Here is a 16654-nt window from a genome sequence, read left to right as displayed (position 1 = left end):
TCGAAGATAAAGCCCTACTTCTTACTGGTGCCTGTCTCAACCCGCGACTTTAATTTCTGTCCCGGGCGGAAAGTCACCACGCAGCGGGCCGAGATCGGAATGTCTTCACCGGTTTTCGGATTGCGTCCCGGTCGTTCATTCTTCACCCGCAGGTCGAAATTACCAAAGCCGGAAAGCTTAACCTGTTCGCCCGACTCCAGTGCCGTCCGGATTTCTTCAAAAAAAGCTTCCACTATCAGCTTGGCATCGCGTTTGCTCACGCCAAATTTGGTAAACAGACGTTCTGCTAAATCAGCTTTGGTAAGCGCCATCTTTAATCCCTCAACGTTGCGTCGAAATCATCTTTAAGCACGCTAACCACTTGATTTACCACTTGTTGGATATCTTTATCCTCAAGGGTACGCGCCTTATCCTGCAAGGTCAGCGCGATCGCCAGTGACTTAAAGCCGTCTGCGACACCCTGACCGGTGTATACGTCAAACAATTTTAGGTCAACTAACTGATTTACGCCAACTTTTTTTATACTAGCAACAATATCGGCAAAATGCACATCAGATTTCACGACAATCGCCAGATCGCGACGGTTCGCCGGATACTTCGACAGCTCCTGCGCCTGTACTATGTGCCGCTCGCCAAGTGCAGCCAGTTCTAATTCAAACAGATAGGCTTTGCCTTTAATGCCCAGCTTGCGCTCGGCTTCCGGATGTAAGGCCCCCAGATAACCTGCCGCCTGCTCATTGACCCACACTTGCGCGGTTTGCCCCGGATGCAGTGCACTGTGCTCAGCGGCACTAAAGCGTACCTGCTCATTGGCTGACAGTAAGCCCAATAAGGCTTCTACATCGCCTTTGATATCAAAGAAGTCTACTGGCCGCTCAGCGATACTCCAGTGCTCATTGGCCAGTGAACCAACAATCACACCGCCAATCACCGGTACCTGACGCACGCCACCTTCTGCTGTCGCATCCGGAATAAACTTCAGGCCATATTCAAATAAGCGTAAACGGTTTTGCTGCCGGCTTTGGTTATATTGCACAGCCTGCAGTAAACCTGGCCACAGGTTAAGCCGCATCGCCGACATATCGGCTGAAATCGGGTTGGGCAATACCAGCGCATCCACGCCCGGGAACAGGCTTTGCTGGACCTTAGGATCGACAAAGCTATAAGTGATGGCTTCCTGATAACCACGGTCAACCAGCAGCTGGCGCATGGTATCAACACTTAAGGCGGCTTCTTTAAAGCTGCGCATTTTCAGGGCGGCTACCGGCGCGACATTCGGAATATTGTTATAGCCATACACCCGCGCCACTTCTTCAATCAGATCTTCGGCGATACTGATATCAAAGCGATAGCCCGGTACCAGAACCTGCCAGCCGTCCGCTGTTTCAGTAACCTTTAAACCCAGCCGGCTTAGAATATCGCTGACTTCTGTTTTCGCGATCTGATGCCCCAGAATACGGTCAAGCTTAGCTTCCGTTAACAGGATCGGCGCTTTTTGTGGTAAATGCTCAGGCGCCACCGCTTCGACCACCGGACCGGCTTCCCCACCGACAATTTGCAGTAACAGCGCCGTTGCCCGCTCCAGCGCGGTACGTTGCAGCTCAGGATCAACACCGCGCTCATAACGATGTGACGCATCGGTGTGCAAACCATATTGCCGTGCTTTACCAGCAATAAGCTGCGGGGCAAAGAAGGCGCTTTCGAGGAAAATATCCGTCGTTTCCGCCGTTACACCACTGTGCAAGCCACCGAAAATACCGGCCATCGCCAGTGCTTTTTGCTGGTCAGCAATCAGTAAGGTATTGTCTTGCAGCGTGACCTCGTTGCCATCGAGCAACGTCAGTTTTTCACCGCTGTGGGCAAAGCGCACCTGAATATCACCGTCCAGCTTCGCCAGATCAAAGGCATGCATCGGATGACCGAGTTCCAGCAGCACATAGTTGGTGACATCCACTACCGGATCAATACTGCGGACACCACAGCGGCGCAGTTTTTCGGTTAACCACAGTGGACTTGCGGCACTGAGATTAACATTACGGATCACCCGGCCTAAATAACGTGGGCAGGCCGCCGGTGCCAGTAACTGAATGGCTTTGCTGTCACTGATAGTGGCTGGCACCGCGCTAATTTCCGGCTCACAGACGCTCAGTTTATTCAGTACTGCGACTTCCCGCGCCAGCCCCTTAATGCCCAGACAATCGGCACGGTTTGGCGTTAGGTCTACTTCGATACTCAAATCATCCAGCGCTAAATACTGGCGCAGGTCCTGACCGATTGGCGCATCGGCCGGTAACTCAATAATGCCGTCTGAATCATCCGCCATGCCAAGCTCAGAGAACGAACACAGCATGCCATGCGATGGCTGACCGCGTAACTTAGCCTGTTTAATTTCAAAGTTACCCGGTAACACGGCACCAACGGTAGCAACAGCCACTTTAAGACCAAGACGGCAGTTTCTAGCACCGCATACGATATCCAGTAGCTCGGCGCCACCGATATTTACTTTAGTTACCTGCAGTTTATCCGCTTCCGGATGCTTACCACACTCGACGACTTCGCCCACTACCACACCGTGGAAATCACCAGCAACCTTGTCCATGCCGTCCACTTCCAGACCGGCCATCGACAACTGTTCAGATAAGGCTGTGCTATCCAGTGCCGGATTCACCCATTCCCGTAACCAGGATTCACTAAATTTCATTGCTTGCTACTCCGCTTATCTGAACTGCTTTAAGAAACGAACATCATTTTCGAAGAAGGCGCGCAGATCGGTCACACCGTAGCGCAACATCGTCAGCCGCTCTACGCCCATACCAAAGGCAAAACCGCTATACACTTCAGGGTCGATACCAACCGAACGCAACACATTCGGGTGCACCATACCGCAGCCCAATACCTCCAGCCATTTACCATTCTTACCCATCACATCCACTTCGGCGGATGGCTCAGTAAAGGGGAAGAACGACGGCCGGAAACGGATTTTTAAGTCTTCTTCGAAGAAGTTATGTAAAAAGTCATGCAGGATACCTTTGAGCTCGGTAAAGCTGACATTTTTATCCACCATCAAACCTTCCACCTGGTGGAACATCGGGGTGTGAGTCATGTCGTAATCGTTACGATACACGCGGCCGGGTGAAATAATCCGCAGTGGTGGCTGTTGCTGCTCCATAGTACGGATCTGCACACCCGAAGTCTGGGTGCGCAACATCAGCTTCGGATTAAAATAAAAGGTATCGTGATCGGCCCGCGCCGGGTGATGCTCCGGAATATTCAGCGCATCAAAGTTGTGGAAATCGTCTTCAATTTCCGGGCCCTGCTTGGTTTCAAAACCCAGCTCAGCGAAAAAGCTTTCGATCCGCGCTATAGTGCGGCTGACCGGATGCAGACCACCTTGCTCCAGAGTCCGGCCTGGCAGGGTAACATCAATTTTTTCCTGTGCCAGCTTGGCCAGTAATTGGGCTTGCTGCAGCGCATCACGCTTCTCATTCAGCGCGTCCTGAACCTGCTGCTTTAACTCGTTAATATGCTGGCCGGCCAGCTTACGCGCTTCCGGATCCATCGCGCCTAAAGATTTCAGCAGCTCAGTAATGCTGCCTTTTTTGCCCATAAAGGTTACGCGAACCTCTTCCAGAGCCGGAATATCGTTAGCCGCAGCTACTGCGGCCAGCGCTTCTTGTAATATCGCTGACAGGTTCATGGTTATCCTCAGTGTCACCAGGATTGATAATTATCAAAGCCGCTAATCATACAATAAAATGCGGCCGCCACGCAGTGCACGTTAAGGATTTTTTTGGACTTTTTCCGTAAAACGGCCTTTAACCGGCCTGCAGGGTTTCGCGGATAAAGGGGATGGTCAGCTTACGCTGATGTACGATGGAGGCTTTATCGAGCCGATCCAGGATACTGACCAGCGAGCGGATATCCCGATCATGATGGTTCAGCAGATAACGCGCCGCTTCATCCGGCAACTCAATACCGCGCAGTCGGGCCTTTTGTTGCAGCAGCTTCTGTTTGTCGTCATCACTTAATAATCGCAGTTGAAAGCTGGTACAGGCGTGTAAGCGCGACACCAGATCCGGCAGGGTAATCCCCAGCTGTTGTGGTGCCTGATTACCGACAATGATCAGGGCTTTGCCTTGCTCAACCAGGCGGTTGTAGAGATCAAAGATCGCGACCTGCCAGTGCAGCTCACCGGCAATAGCCTGAATATTATCCAGGCAGACCAAATCCAACTGCTCCAGATTATCCAGCAGCCGGGGACTGAGCTCTGCCATATTCTCTAATGTCAGTAGCTGACTGGTTAGGCCCTGCTCCTGCGCCTGCACACAAGCGGCATACAATAAATGCGATTTGCCGCTGCCACTGGCACCGAACAGATAGACCGGTGCCTGGCCAGCGGGTTGTCGCAGGTAATGCTTTAAAAAATTGACCGCCGGGCTCTCTGCCGCCGCATAGAAGCTATCCAGGGTTTCATCCTCTGGCAGTGTCACCGCCAGCGTAAACTGCAATGGCTGCATTCAGGGACGAGTTAGCTGATAAACGGCCAGGGGCGCATCTGTAACCACCGGCGCCGGATTAGCCCAGTCAAAAGCTGGCGGTGCACTATTGTCGGTTAACAGCTGCAGGCTGGGTTCAAAGTTAAGCAGTTGCAGTAATTGCGCTGGTGATACCTGAATCGTCAGCTGCAGCTCGGTTTGTTGCTGGCCCTGACTGAGCAACTTTACCTGCTTAATGCCCAGGGTTGCAGCCAAGGTCCGCTCCAACAGCACTACATCCCGCAAACTGCTGGTACCCTGCACCCGGATCCGCACCTGCTGCTCGGCCGCCGGATCCAATAAAATGGCATATTGCCGCGCCAACTGCTGACTGAGCAAGGCGGCATAATCGCGCAGTAAGCTCTGTTGATCGGTGCCGGTTAGCTCATCACGCTGTTGCTGCCCGGCCTGCTGGCGGATCGCTGTCAGGCGCCACTCGGTATCGCTGCTCTGCTCCAGTAATAACAGCACCACTTCATTGACCCGATAACGACTGCTGGCCAATAAAATCGGCTCCCAGAAGCCGCCCCAGACGTCATTTTCGGTTAGGTTTAATAAGTCATCGATATCATAAAGCGGCAAGGTTAAAGGTAGCGCCTGCTCAGCCATCACCTGGGTCAGGGCTTGCAGCCAGGGATCATCACTCTGCCGCACAAAACGGCGCTCGCTGCCGGCTTGCTCAACGATCCAGAACAACATTTCCGGTCGCTGACCGCCCCAGATCGGGATCTGAAGTTGCTGCAGCAAAGTCCGGATCCGCTCGGCATCCAACAGTACCCGCACCCTATTGCCGGCTTCGCCTCTTACTGCTTCAAATTGCTTAACATAGCTGCTGGCATTGTTTAATTCGGTCCGCAGCTCGGCACGCTGCATAATATCCGGGTTACCAGTGACCCGCACCAGGATCTGTGTCAGTGCTTCCCGTTGCCATTGTTGCTGAGTTTGCTCGGCACTCACTTCAGCCTGATACAGCTCAGGCTTAGCCATTACAGCGCTGCTGAACAGCAACCAACTGCTTAACAGCACACACCAAATTTTCTGCACCATGCACACTCCTGTTTTCTTTACTTCAGCAACGGTGTTACCGACTAGCTAAGCACGATAGAATAAAGCCACCTGACGGTGGCTTTATTCTGACGGTATTACCCGAGATTCACGCCTAAGCGTTGCGCCACTTCCTCGTAGGCTTCAACTACGCCGCCAAGGCCTTGGCGGAAGCGATCTTTATCCAGTTTTTTGCGGGTTGCTTTATCCCACAGCCGGCAACCATCTGGTGAGAACTCATCACCCAGCACGATTTGGCCCTTAAACAAACCAAATTCCAGTTTAAAGTCAACCAGCAGCATACCGGCCGCATCAAACAGCGCAGATAATACTTCGTTAGCTTTGTAAGTCAGACGCTTCATTTCTGCCAGTTGTTCCGCCGTGGCCCAACCGAAGGACACCGCCAGTGACTCATTGACCATAGGGTCGTGCAGCGCGTCGTTCTTTAAAAACAGCTCAAAAGTCGGCGGCGTCAACTGCTGCCCTTCGCTGACACCCAGACGGCGCACTAAAGAACCGGCAGCATAATTGCGGATCACGCACTCTACCGGAATCATCGTTAATTTTTTTACCAGTACTTCATCGTCACTCAGTAACTGCTCGGCTTGCGTCGGGATCCCGGCCTGCTCCAGCTTTTGCATGATAAAGAAGTTAAACTTATTGTTGATCATGCCTTTGCGATCGAGCTGCTCAATACGCTCACCATCAAAGGCTGAGGTATCGTTGCGAAAGTGTAATACCAGCAGATTCTCGTCTGTAGTGTGATACACAGTCTTGGCTTTTCCACGGTACAGCTCTGTTGTCTTTTGAACCATTTTTTACTCCGGACGGCGGGCACTGAAAATCAGGCGCAAAGTATAATGGGCTTTGGCCTGTTCGCAAATGACTTTTTCTCCGATCTTACAACTCGGCACCTGAGGCCCGAATTGCCGCGACCACCGGATCTAACAAGGCAGTAACCTGAGCCGGCGATAAGGGTTCGCCATTTTTGTTCAACCAGCTGATTGCGGTGCCATTATTCGCTGTTCTCGACAATACTAACTGATAGTCACCGTTGTCTAATGGCAGACCTAAAGGCGCATCGCGGAAAGTCACCGCACGCCAGATACTGCGTTCAGGACGGGTATAACTGACAAAATAGGTAAACACTGAGCGATCAAAATCTGTCACGGTCAGGTTTAATTCACCGAACAGCACTTCCAATTGCGACCAGGTTACGTCTATCGGCTGTGTTGATAACAATGCCGGGTTACCTGCATTATCCAGCCCCGGCTCCAGCGACACTGCAGCAACTTGCTGACGTAATTCTCTGGCGATTTGTACTTCAGTAATCGCTACCTGGTTGATCAACCGGTTCAGTAAATTCACCTCTGCTGCTTTCGCTTCCTGGGCGTTTAGTGCCGTACCCGCATCGAAAAACTGATGCTCTAGTAAGGTTACGGTTGCACTCAGTGCCCGGCCGTGTGGCCTTGGCGCCAGCTCTATCTGATAGCGCAGCTGATCGACAGCCTGTTCTTCTTTCCACAACCAAAAACCAGAACTTTTTGAACGCTTAATCCAGTCAGTCTGATACACCAGGCCTTGCTCGTCAGTTTGTGTCAAACCGATCTCCTGACTGGCAAAAAACGCCTGTAGCTGATTCTGCACGAAAGGCAGTAATTCGCCGGTATAATCATTACGTTCAAACCAAACCCGGGCTTGCTTCTCTTCCTCATCCAGCCTGCTGCTGGTTGCCGTAGCCAGGATTAAAGTGGGTGACTTTTTATCAACCTGAGTCGCGCCCGAGGTTTGTACCTGCGGAATATCATAAGCTGACGGTTGATTAGGTACCGCCAAACCAGCCGGGATCTTTAAGTTTATCTGCTCAGCACGGCGGTCTTCCGTCGCGTCTTTTTCAAATACCGCACAGCCACTTAACAGCACGCTGATCGCGACACATCCTTTAGCCCACTTTTGCACCTAAACTACTCCTGCTCTTATATACCGGCTTGTTGTAATGCCTGTTCGATTGCACTTTGATTAATTGGTTCCAGCCGGGTAAGCGGTAAGCGCAGAAAATCCGACTGTAATAACCCCATATGTTTTAATGCCCATTTGGTTGGAATGGGGTTGGATTCGATAAATAAGTCACGATGCAAAGCCTGCAAACGGCTATCCAGCGTTTTAACCCGCTCAACATCACCAGCACCGGCGGCCTGACAAATCGCCGCCATCGTTGCCGGAGCTACGTTCGCCGTGACAGAAATCACGCCATGGCCGCCAGCCAGCATAAAATCAGCAAAACTGGCATCGTCACCACTTAGCAGTAAAAAATTGGCTGGGCATTGTTGTTGTAAAGCAGTCAGGCGCGTCAAAGATCCGGTGGCCTCTTTAATACCGACAATATTTGGCACTTTTGCCAGCTCAGCTACCGTTTCTGGTAATAAGTCTACCCCGGTACGCCCCGGCACGTTGTATAACAGCACCGGTTTATCTGTTGCGGCGGCAACCGCCTGAAAATGCGCCAGCATACCTTTTTGGGTGGGTTTGTTATAAAACGGCGTTACCGTTAAATAGCCATCAATTGGCAAATCTGCGAAATAACGCGTTTTCTCGATAGCGTCACTGGTCGCCATGGCGCCATTACCGGCAAGCACCGGTATTTGACCGTTAACCTGCTGGCAAACCTGTTGCAAAACCGCATGTTGTTCGGCAAGGCTTAGCGTCGCCGCTTCACCGGTAGTGCCCATAATGACCAGACCATCGCTGCCTTGTTTCAGGTGAAAGTCCACCAGTTTACTTAAACTGGCTACATCTACCTGCCCCTGCTCGGTCATTGGGGTAATAAGGGCCACGAAACTACCTCTGAACATCTTACTTCGGCTCCGCAATCTTATGAAATGGCCGCCTATGTTAAAGATAGCGGCCAGTAAACACAAGAATGCATTCGTCCTGCAGCCTAAACCGTGCCGCAGGTGACATTAATAATCGGTATGTTAAACTGCGCCCTCGCTGCTTTATCCCGTTGTTATTCGCTTTAAGCACAAGGATTATTATGCCCCAACAACTGGTAGTGACTGCTATCGGGCCGGATAGAACCGGTATTGTTAGTAAGCTGGCCCGGCTGGTTACCGAGTGTAATTGCAATATTATTGATAGCCGCATGGCCATTTTTGGCAATGAGTTCACCTTTATTATGCTATTGGCTGGCGATCTGGCCGCCATTAGCCGCATCGAGCATTTATTGCCAGCCTTAGGGCTGGAACTTGATCTAACCACCATGAGTAAACGTACAACGGGGCGACCACGTACACAGGTGGTTGCACATTACGTATTGGACTACAGCGGCCCGGACCGGGTCGGCACACTAGGTGCGATTACCGGCCTGCTGGCAGCACATAATATTTATATCGGCTCTTTGCAGTCGGAAACCCATGCTGAGCCTGATTGTGTAATGATGCATACGCAGATGACGTTAGAACTCCCTGAAGGCGTTGACGCTGCAATTATCGCACACGAACTGGCTGTTCTAATGCAACAACTTGGCCTGAGCGGACACTTTCAGGCCCAACAATAAGGATCCCTTATGCAAACCCTGACCGCCGGCCAACAGGCCCCCGACTTCACACTATTAGACCAACAGCAACAACCGGTACAACTCTCGAGCTTACTCAAGCAAGGCCGGGTTTTAGCGTACTTTTATCCGAAAGCGATGACGCCAGGTTGTACTGTGCAAGCCTGTGCGCTACGTGATAGTCAGAAAACGCTGGCAGACGCCGGCGTGCAGGTCGTGGGCATTAGTACCGATGCACCGGCCCGGCTGGCCAAATTTGCCGAGCGTGATCAACTCAATTTTACGCTGTTATCCGATGAAGACCATCAGGTAGCGGAAGCCTTCGGCGTTTGGGGCCGTAAAAAATTTATGGGTAAAGAATATGATGGCTTACATTTATACCCCCATTAAATTCCTGCACAGTATACGCTGAAAGAGTTATATCCTTCCCTGTAAATTTCCAAATTTACTACTACGCTTTAGAAATGCACAATACCAATTAGCAAAGTGTGCTTTTATGGAGCAATTTAATTTCTACGTTTCTGACAATGAAACAGTGGACCTCTCTCTGTCATTGCTAAATGAGGACGATGGTGTTTGGTTATCCAAATCAGAAAACCTTTCGGGTGCAGTAGCTTATGATCAAAACTTCAGGGTATTACCACTGATCTCAGAGTTTCTCTCATACAATTTACGTAACAGGAAAATTAGCAGAGAAACTGCCAAAACATACGCAAAAAATTTAACTTATTTTTTAACATTTCTAAAAAAACGTCGTGAGTTCAAAAACTCATCGTTAGACGAAGCTTTTCTCTCTGTTTCGAAATTCATGATCGAGGAGTATTTAGCAGAACTCCGAAGTACTCAGGATTTGTCGACAGCTACTATCAGAAATCGAGACTCAACTCTCCAAGCCTTTATTCACAATTTTTTGTATCAAGTGCAAGAACTAAGAGACGCGTATATCGAAAAAAGTCCTTATTCAGCTGGTTTGATAAGCGGACCTGTAAAGCAAAAGCTCGTGATTTCTTGTTCAGTCGACGAATTAACCAAACTAATGGAGCAGACACAGTCAGAACGAGAAAGGGTCGTATTACAATTTATTTTTGATTCCGGTATCAGAAGAGCTGAGTTAGAAAATGTTACTAAGCAAGACTTAATAGATGCAATTGAATTCAACAGCCAGAAACTAATCTCACGCAATACCGATAAACCAGTATCTATGCCATATGCACCTATTTCAATACAAGGCGTAAAAGGTCGCAATGGTAACAAAAAACAAAGAATGACTCTTGTAAGCAAAGCGACATTGGAGCGTGTTCTCAGGTATCACGCCTCTCCACTGTTCAAAAAGCACGCAAGAAAATATTCCTCCGCGTCTGAAACTCCAGCTTTCTTTAATGGTTTGGGGAAACCTATCACAGCGAAGTGCTTGTCAAAATTATTAGAGAGACTTTCTCAGCGAGCTGTAAAAAGACAAGTATTATCAAAATCCATATCCCCTCATAAACTTCGACACGGATATGCATATGATTTACTTCAATCACCAGATTTAGGGCAAACCTATGTTGATAGACTTGCCGTAGTACAAAAATCATTAGGTCATGCATATTTAAGTAGTACAGAAGTTTATACTAAAATTCCCTTGGAGCTTTATAAAACTTTAACTGACAGCAACGGCGAGCTATTAACTAAAGCCGAAAGAATGGAACGGTTGACTCAGAAGACTCAACTTAGAATATCCATTAAGGAAAAAAAATGACCCCATCTCGCAAAGGAAGCAAAGCGCAATGGGAGAAACTACAATCCCTTCCTGTTACTACTTTTTCAGATTTAGTGGCTCCTACTCAAGCTGAACCACACAAACAATTAATGCACTTATTCGCCTGCCAGCTCAAGATTACCATCAGTAGTTCTCATCGCGGGGACGTAAAATGTACATTCAAGTATGTCTCAACCTTCATGAAAACCAAATTTGGTAATCGTCTCTTGTACCTACCAAAAGTATTTAATGAGTATTCCTTGGATGAGTTCCACGTTTATTTAAAGCATTGCATGCTTGAAGAAAAGATTCACAATCGTTATGCCAATGTATTGCAGAGCACCTATAAAAACGTATTAAATAGAGCTATAGAGCTTAAAACTCCAGACTTCCTTCGCTTTTATTTGCCACGTTCATTTTGCTACACCACAAGGGTTACAGAGCGATATAAACCTTATTCCGATAAGGAAAAAGAATGCATAACAAATGCGATTAATCATGATATCAAGATGTACTCAGAGTTTACTCGGCCATATCTTCTAACCGGTTTAGGACGACCTTACTTTGATACTCAAGAAAAACGGCTTTTAGACAACGATAGTTCCCTGACTTTAGATGATGCACGCTGGTTATTTGAGAATCGAATGGACTGTAACTCGGTTAGAAGCTCGACCGAATTGCAGAGTTCCAGAGTAAATCGATCACCTGACCAAATTATTAAAAATAATAAGGCTTTTTATAGCGATGCCTTTGAACCCTGGGGCATTCTTTGCAGAGTTACGATGGAGCATTTGTTACCATTTTTCTTTAAGTTGCTTCAAGTCACGGGAATGAATGTTGAGTCCATATATGCGCTCGAAATTGACGACCTGGTTACCAGTCACCCAGCCACTGGAAAACCTTGCCTTCGTTATTGGAAAGAACGTTCAGATGGCCAAAAGCTATATCATCTCGATATTTTCAAAGCCGATCTCCAATGGTTGACTACCAGCCAGGGCAACGAAGTTAAAACGATTTTCGAGACAGTCATCAGATTGACGTCATCTCTTAGAGATCGTGCCTCTATCTCGCAAAAAAACAAACTTTGGCTCTTCGAGTTAGCAAATGGCGCAATCAGGCATTTACCAAACTATTCTAGCCTTGGTGCAGCCATAGCTAAATTCTCAAAGCGCCATAACATTTTGAATGAATCTGATGGTTGCCAATTAATACAAACTACAAGGTTCAGACCAACATTTGTTAGCGACTTGATAGCGCAAGGGGTATCGATTAGAGAAATCCAGCTGCTAATGGGCCACAAAAATATTTATACGACAATGAGATACCTTGACATTCATGACTTTGGACAAATCGCCAGAGGTAAAATAAAAGAAAAGTTAATTGAGATTCACGTCAACGCTCACTCTGCGATATCAATTAAAAATGCGAAAGTAACCTCGTCACCAGAACTAATTAAAACATCACAACCATTATCTACACCTCTAGCAACGTGCAGAAATATTTTTGATCCTCCTGACACTGTAAAAACCTTGCCAAGTTACATACCAGGAAAACCGTGTAGTACTTATAACATGTGCCTAAGCTGTCCAAATGTAATTATTACTGAAACCGACTTACCGAAACTATTCGCTATGAAAAGGGATTATTTAATCAAAATTCAAAATAGCAGAATCTTGGATACTCCATTCGGCAAGGTAATCAAAAACAACCTAGCGTTACTAAATACAATACTTAATCCAAAGCTCTCCGATTTCAGCGAACAAGAACTAGAGCATGCTGAAAATCTATCACTTTACGTCGAAACAACGGAATTTATCTAGAGGTTTAACCATGGAGCGAGATACTAAGCACTACCATATTCTGAGCACACTCGCTAAATTACCTAAATACAGGTTAGCATTTGTCAATATTCAGAATACTGACAAAGCTGACGACTCTTTTAATTACAAAGTATACTTAACAGAGCTACTTAACCTTCCCGTTTCCTATACATCCAAATTTTCTGATACTAAATGGGATTTTAATGCAGAAAATCCAAATGTCTCACCAAACGTTAAAGGCAGTAAGCTTGCAGTAGATTTTAAAAAATTCAAAAACGTTCCCGATCACATAATTATAGAGATTAAATGCTTACTACTCAGCGTGTTGTTCACACCAGAAATATTTATCCATAATAGACGGAAGGCCAAAAAAACAACATCAAAAAACCTCTCTACCAATACACTAATCTCACATATGAAGGCAGGCTTGCGATTTTTCGACACGCTATTTTCTATTCTCAATAAAAAGCTTGGCAATGAGCATGTCAGAACCTCCTTATTATCCTTGACTGAAATTAATGCTGACGATTACAGGTTAGCAGCCTCACAACATCCATTTAGCTATAACGATGATTTAAAGCAATTTTTCTCCTACATTCAGAATCCCTACACTTCTGATAATATCTTGGGAAAGCAAATCCCAGCATTCGATTCAGAGATTTTTCAATGGAGAAATAGATACAAAAAGCAGGTAACCAACCAGGTAATGCCAAATTGGGCATTTGATAAACTAGTCAGAATGGCTTCTTTACTAGTCCACGACTTCCTCACAATGATGGGAGAGCGAGTATCAGACGACTGTGTAAAAAAATACGCCGGACAAAACACAAATAAATTTTGCGAAGCTTCAGGAATCACTAAAACTACCTTTAGTATTTATAGAGCTTACCGCCTGTTGAGTGCGGGGTACTCAGAGCACTTTGTAGATACTAAATACGGAATACCTAGTGAGCTACGAAACTCGAAGAACAATTTCAACTTAAAAGATATGACATCATTTCTTTGTAAGGGGCGAAGCAAAAAATTTAATTTTGATAAGGTTTATAAACACTTATCACTCGTATCTGGCGCTGCAAAATATTTACTGGGTCAATACACGGGAATGCGCCCTTCCGAATTATCAGTAATAGATCAAAACACGTGCCTGGTTGAAGAACAAGGGATAACGCTATTGCGTTCACATGTGTTCAAAGGTACTGATAGTTTGGGCAAAGGTCTTTTCGACGATAAATGGGTTGTCATCCCAATCATGGAAGATTCACTTAAAGCTATCAGAATTCTGAATTCGATAACTCAAAGGGATTTGGTTTTTAGTCCAATTCAAACAAAGAAACTTCAACAACCAGAGCATCCAATGAACTCTGTGATGATACGTCACCAAATAAGGATATTTATACATTATGCCTCACCTAATGATGACCTTGGCTTCAGCAATTACATGATGCGCCATACATTAGCGTATCAGTTATATAGACTAGAAGCAGGCTTACCATTAATCTCATTTCAACTAAAACATCTAGTAAATACCGTCGACAAATTTCTATCTCGAGGAGCAACTAGTGATGTCACAATGGGCTACGGTGGCATCGCAGATAGTTTAGTTGAAAGCCAAACCGCTCAGAAATTGAGAAAACAATCAGAAATTGAAGTTATTAAGGCGACATCAGACCCTGATGGTAATTATTTAGGTGGCAAAGCCAGAGAGCACAAAGAACGGCTACATATAGCTTTCAAGGGCTATATGGCAAGTGGTTATACAAAAGATGAAATTTTTGAAGCTATGGCAGAGCAAGGTTTAGGCGTTATTAATGTAGGATTAGGGTATTGTTATGGCTCGGATTCTACAAACAGTGAACTGCCATGCATTGGTTCCTTGCGATGCAATCCTATACGTTGTTCAAATGCTATTGTCAGTGAAGCGAATGCTCCATATTGGCGAGAAATATATACAACCAACCAGGCAAACCTCAACAATCCGACTCACCAGGATAACCTAGACCAAATTAAAGAAGTTATTAGCGAGGCAAAACAGGTGCTTGAACTACTTGGGTATGATGTTGATGAACAATAACTTCGATGACAAAAATCAACGAGATTTCGACCTAAATACAGAACGTTTGGTCCAGGCGATTGATAAAGTTCGAGCGAACAACTCGCTGCCGCCAACCATCAGTCAATTGTCAAAACTAACGGGAATGCACAGGAATGCTATTAGTAAAAGAGCGTGGCCAAGTCTAAAGCTTAAGGAGATAAAAACGGAACGAATTCGAAAAGCTGAAACTAGTCCCCAACCGGCAAAGCAACTAGATCCTGTAAAGGTTCTGGAAGATAAACTTGAAAATGCGAAACGTGAGCTTGTTTACTGGTTCAATAAAAACCTAGATAACGAAAAACAGATTAAGCAGCTTGAGCAAAACCTACATAGAATGACGGATGCACGTAGTTATTATGAAAATACGCTCAAACAGGAGCGGATAAAAACGAGTGAATTAACAACCCAAATTAGTATTTTAAAAGAGCTGCTGTAGATAGACGCAGAATTTGGATCTTGCTGAATCGTCGCTTTTCACTGAAAGCGGACGTTTAAAGGAATAAATGAATTCTTATGCTCGAAATTTTGAAGCCTGAACACACAAAACTGAAAACTGCCAGATCAAGTCGAGACTAATTCACCTGAGCTAATATAATTAGCGTGATTAAATTGGCCAAACTATCCGGTCGAAATCCGCTTGGCATTTGCTGGCAAAGTTTTTATCTACAGCTTTAGCAAATGATAAAAGGCCAATTATGTGATTTCTTAGTCCTATAATGGAGACGAAACCTTTATGTTGAGCATGTTCTACTGGTCCAACATTTTCACTGTTTAGAAAGAATAGATGCTGCCTTAATCTAGATTTAAATTCCTTTGTCAGCATGACCCCTTTGTCGGTTAGCATAAGACCTAAAATCACTTTTCTCGCTCCTGGATGCAATACTATTGTTTTTGTCTTATTAGGAGATAAGCCGTTAGACGCCATTACACGATATAATTTGTTAATTATGTTGCTACACTCACTTTTTTTCACATCTCTATGGACAGAGATCACAATATCATCGGCATAGCGTGTATAAATGAAACCCTCGTGAGCGCAAAACTTGAAGATTTCTTGATCTAATCTCAGGGAGGCGAGATTAGAGAGCATTGGGCTTGTTGGAGCTCCTTGAGGGAGAAAGCCTTGTATAGGCTGCGCGTAAGTAGAGATTGTCTCTCGTCTTCCTGTCGATATCCATTTTCTACTTCTAGATGGAAGCATGGTTCGTTTTTTAGTACAGATTCGAGCGAGTTCAAAAGACAAAAGAGCGTTAAACCCCAGCTCCCTAAAAACTCTGTATACAGATATCTCGTTTATAGATTCAAAAAAATTCTTCACATCAACTTTGATTACCCATTTCGCACCAACATGTGCATTTACAGCCTCTATTATTGAACTGTCTTTATAAAAAGCCATTGAGCATTGGTGCGGACTAACATGGGATAGGATATGTTTATTAATCCACTGCTGTGTTTTCTTTAAATCATGGGAAGGTACATTTATATTTCTATATCGTTCTTTATCATTTTTACGGCGTTTCCGCTTCCGAATCTGAAAGGTTCTGTAAGAGTCTATCCGGTCATCGCGGCTAACAATGGCTCTTAAAAATCCATAATCAGCTTTCGCCATGTAAGACAGATGCCGTAAAGAGAATATCGGGGTAATTTGAGAGTTTTTAAGCTGTATTAATGCGGCAGCGTTTAGGCAATTGTCTATCACATCTTCAGAACGTCCGAGCCGTCTAGCTTCTTTTTGAAATAACTGAGAGCTCCATCTGTTCATTTACTTCGACACCCGCAGGGTGAGGAGGACCGCGCGATTAGGCAAGGCCTCGACGCCATCCGACGCAGTCGGAATTGCGTGGTCATGCTTAGCATCAATCGGATGCT

The 16654-nt window shown here is 46.1% G+C and carries 14 protein-coding genes and 1 pseudogene; 6 read left to right on the top strand and 9 right to left on the bottom strand.

Features of this window, described 5'->3' with window-relative positions; genetic code table 11:
- Positions 1-14 precede the first annotated feature (14 nt).
- From ihfA to dapA, 8 genes are all read right to left on the bottom strand, one after another.
- Entirely contained in the window at positions 15-311 is a 297-nt protein-coding gene (gene ihfA / locus AGRI_RS02515) for an integration host factor subunit alpha (RefSeq protein WP_008610466.1), read from the bottom strand.
- A 2-nt stretch (positions 312-313) separates the two neighbouring features.
- Positions 314-2701, bottom strand: coding sequence for a phenylalanine--tRNA ligase subunit beta (pheT, locus tag AGRI_RS02510; protein WP_008983440.1), 2388 nt, complete (start codon positions 2699-2701; stop codon positions 314-316).
- Positions 2702-2716: 15 nt separating this feature from the next.
- Positions 2717-3697 (bottom strand): phenylalanine--tRNA ligase subunit alpha, encoded by a 981-nt coding sequence (gene pheS / locus AGRI_RS02505; protein WP_008951997.1) that lies wholly within the window; start codon positions 3695-3697, stop codon positions 2717-2719.
- A gap of 118 nt (positions 3698-3815) precedes the next feature.
- Complete coding sequence (gene hda / locus AGRI_RS02500) at positions 3816-4517, bottom strand: DnaA regulatory inactivator Hda (RefSeq protein WP_008951996.1); 702 nt, start codon at positions 4515-4517, stop codon at positions 3816-3818.
- Complete coding sequence (locus AGRI_RS02495; RefSeq protein ID WP_008983439.1) at positions 4518-5582, bottom strand: DUF2066 domain-containing protein; 1065 nt, start codon at positions 5580-5582, stop codon at positions 4518-4520.
- Positions 5583-5677: 95 nt separating this feature from the next.
- Positions 5678-6394, bottom strand: coding sequence for a phosphoribosylaminoimidazolesuccinocarboxamide synthase (purC, locus tag AGRI_RS02490; protein ID WP_008610458.1), 717 nt, complete (start codon positions 6392-6394; stop codon positions 5678-5680).
- 85 nt (positions 6395-6479) lie between these two features.
- A complete protein-coding gene (gene bamC, locus AGRI_RS02485; RefSeq protein ID WP_008983438.1) occupies positions 6480-7538 on the bottom strand; it encodes an outer membrane protein assembly factor BamC in 1059 nt (352 codons plus the stop codon).
- 17 nt (positions 7539-7555) lie between these two features.
- Positions 7556-8431 carry a 4-hydroxy-tetrahydrodipicolinate synthase gene (gene dapA / locus AGRI_RS02480; protein ID WP_008983437.1) on the bottom strand — a complete coding sequence of 292 codons (876 nt, stop codon included), beginning with the start codon at positions 8429-8431 and terminating at the stop codon, positions 7556-7558.
- A 182-nt stretch (positions 8432-8613) separates the two neighbouring features.
- Here dapA and AGRI_RS02475 point away from each other — a divergent pair, with 182 nt between their 5' ends.
- From AGRI_RS02475 to AGRI_RS02450, 6 genes and pseudogenes are all read left to right on the top strand, one after another.
- Entirely contained in the window at positions 8614-9135 is a 522-nt protein-coding gene (locus tag AGRI_RS02475; RefSeq protein ID WP_008983436.1) for a glycine cleavage system transcriptional repressor, read from the top strand.
- A 9-nt stretch (positions 9136-9144) separates the two neighbouring features.
- A pseudogene (gene bcp / locus AGRI_RS02470) lies at positions 9145-9507 on the top strand (thioredoxin-dependent thiol peroxidase); the annotation flags it as partial.
- Between the two features lie 121 nt (positions 9508-9628).
- Positions 9629-10873: a tyrosine-type recombinase/integrase gene (locus AGRI_RS02465; protein WP_008983434.1), complete on the top strand. Its 1245-nt coding sequence runs from the start codon at positions 9629-9631 to the stop codon at positions 10871-10873.
- The gene (locus tag AGRI_RS02460) at positions 10870-12693 is read left to right on the top strand and encodes a tyrosine-type recombinase/integrase (RefSeq protein ID WP_008983433.1); all 1824 of its coding nucleotides are present in this window, start codon (positions 10870-10872) and stop codon (positions 12691-12693) included. Before AGRI_RS02465 ends, AGRI_RS02460 begins: the two co-directional genes overlap by 4 nt.
- 10 nt (positions 12694-12703) lie before the next feature.
- Complete coding sequence (locus AGRI_RS02455) at positions 12704-14764, top strand: site-specific integrase (protein WP_008983432.1); 2061 nt, start codon at positions 12704-12706, stop codon at positions 14762-14764.
- Positions 14745-15221 carry a hypothetical protein gene (locus AGRI_RS02450; protein WP_008983431.1) on the top strand — a complete coding sequence of 159 codons (477 nt, stop codon included), beginning with the start codon at positions 14745-14747 and terminating at the stop codon, positions 15219-15221. Before AGRI_RS02455 ends, AGRI_RS02450 begins: the two co-directional genes overlap by 20 nt.
- Positions 15222-15389: 168 nt before the next feature.
- On the opposite strand, the gene AGRI_RS02445 is transcribed toward AGRI_RS02450, so the two are convergent.
- Complete coding sequence (locus tag AGRI_RS02445; RefSeq protein ID WP_008983430.1) at positions 15390-16547, bottom strand: reverse transcriptase family protein; 1158 nt, start codon at positions 16545-16547, stop codon at positions 15390-15392.
- Between the last annotated feature and the right edge of the window lie 107 nt (positions 16548-16654).

The organism is Alishewanella agri BL06, from assembly GCF_000272005.1.
In the GTDB taxonomy this organism is placed as follows: domain Bacteria; phylum Pseudomonadota; class Gammaproteobacteria; order Enterobacterales; family Alteromonadaceae; genus Alishewanella; species Alishewanella agri.
This window is presented reverse-complemented; position numbering and strand designations above follow the sequence as displayed.

Bases quoted from the DNA above. Each gene is read 5' to 3' on its own strand.
- ihfA (WP_008610466.1), bottom strand. From the start codon at position 311: ATGGCGCTTACCAAAGCTGATTTAGCAGAACGTCTGTTTACCAAATTT.
- pheT (WP_008983440.1), bottom strand. From the start codon at position 2,701: ATGAAATTTAGTGAATCCTGGTTACGGGAATGGGTGAATCCGGCACTG.
- pheS (WP_008951997.1), bottom strand. From the start codon at position 3,697: ATGAACCTGTCAGCGATATTACAAGAAGCGCTGGCCGCAGTAGCTGCG.
- hda (WP_008951996.1), bottom strand. From the start codon at position 4,517: ATGCAGCCATTGCAGTTTACGCTGGCGGTGACACTGCCAGAGGATGAA.
- AGRI_RS02495 (WP_008983439.1), bottom strand. From the start codon at position 5,582: ATGGTGCAGAAAATTTGGTGTGTGCTGTTAAGCAGTTGGTTGCTGTTC.
- purC (WP_008610458.1), bottom strand. From the start codon at position 6,394: ATGGTTCAAAAGACAACAGAGCTGTACCGTGGAAAAGCCAAGACTGTG.
- dapA (WP_008983437.1), bottom strand. From the start codon at position 8,431: ATGTTCAGAGGTAGTTTCGTGGCCCTTATTACCCCAATGACCGAGCAG.
- AGRI_RS02475 (WP_008983436.1), top strand. From the start codon at position 8,614: ATGCCCCAACAACTGGTAGTGACTGCTATCGGGCCGGATAGAACCGGT.
- AGRI_RS02465 (WP_008983434.1), top strand. From the start codon at position 9,629: ATGGAGCAATTTAATTTCTACGTTTCTGACAATGAAACAGTGGACCTC.
- AGRI_RS02460 (WP_008983433.1), top strand. From the start codon at position 10,870: ATGACCCCATCTCGCAAAGGAAGCAAAGCGCAATGGGAGAAACTACAA.
- AGRI_RS02455 (WP_008983432.1), top strand. From the start codon at position 12,704: ATGGAGCGAGATACTAAGCACTACCATATTCTGAGCACACTCGCTAAA.
- AGRI_RS02450 (WP_008983431.1), top strand. From the start codon at position 14,745: ATGATGTTGATGAACAATAACTTCGATGACAAAAATCAACGAGATTTC.
- AGRI_RS02445 (WP_008983430.1), bottom strand. From the start codon at position 16,547: ATGAACAGATGGAGCTCTCAGTTATTTCAAAAAGAAGCTAGACGGCTC.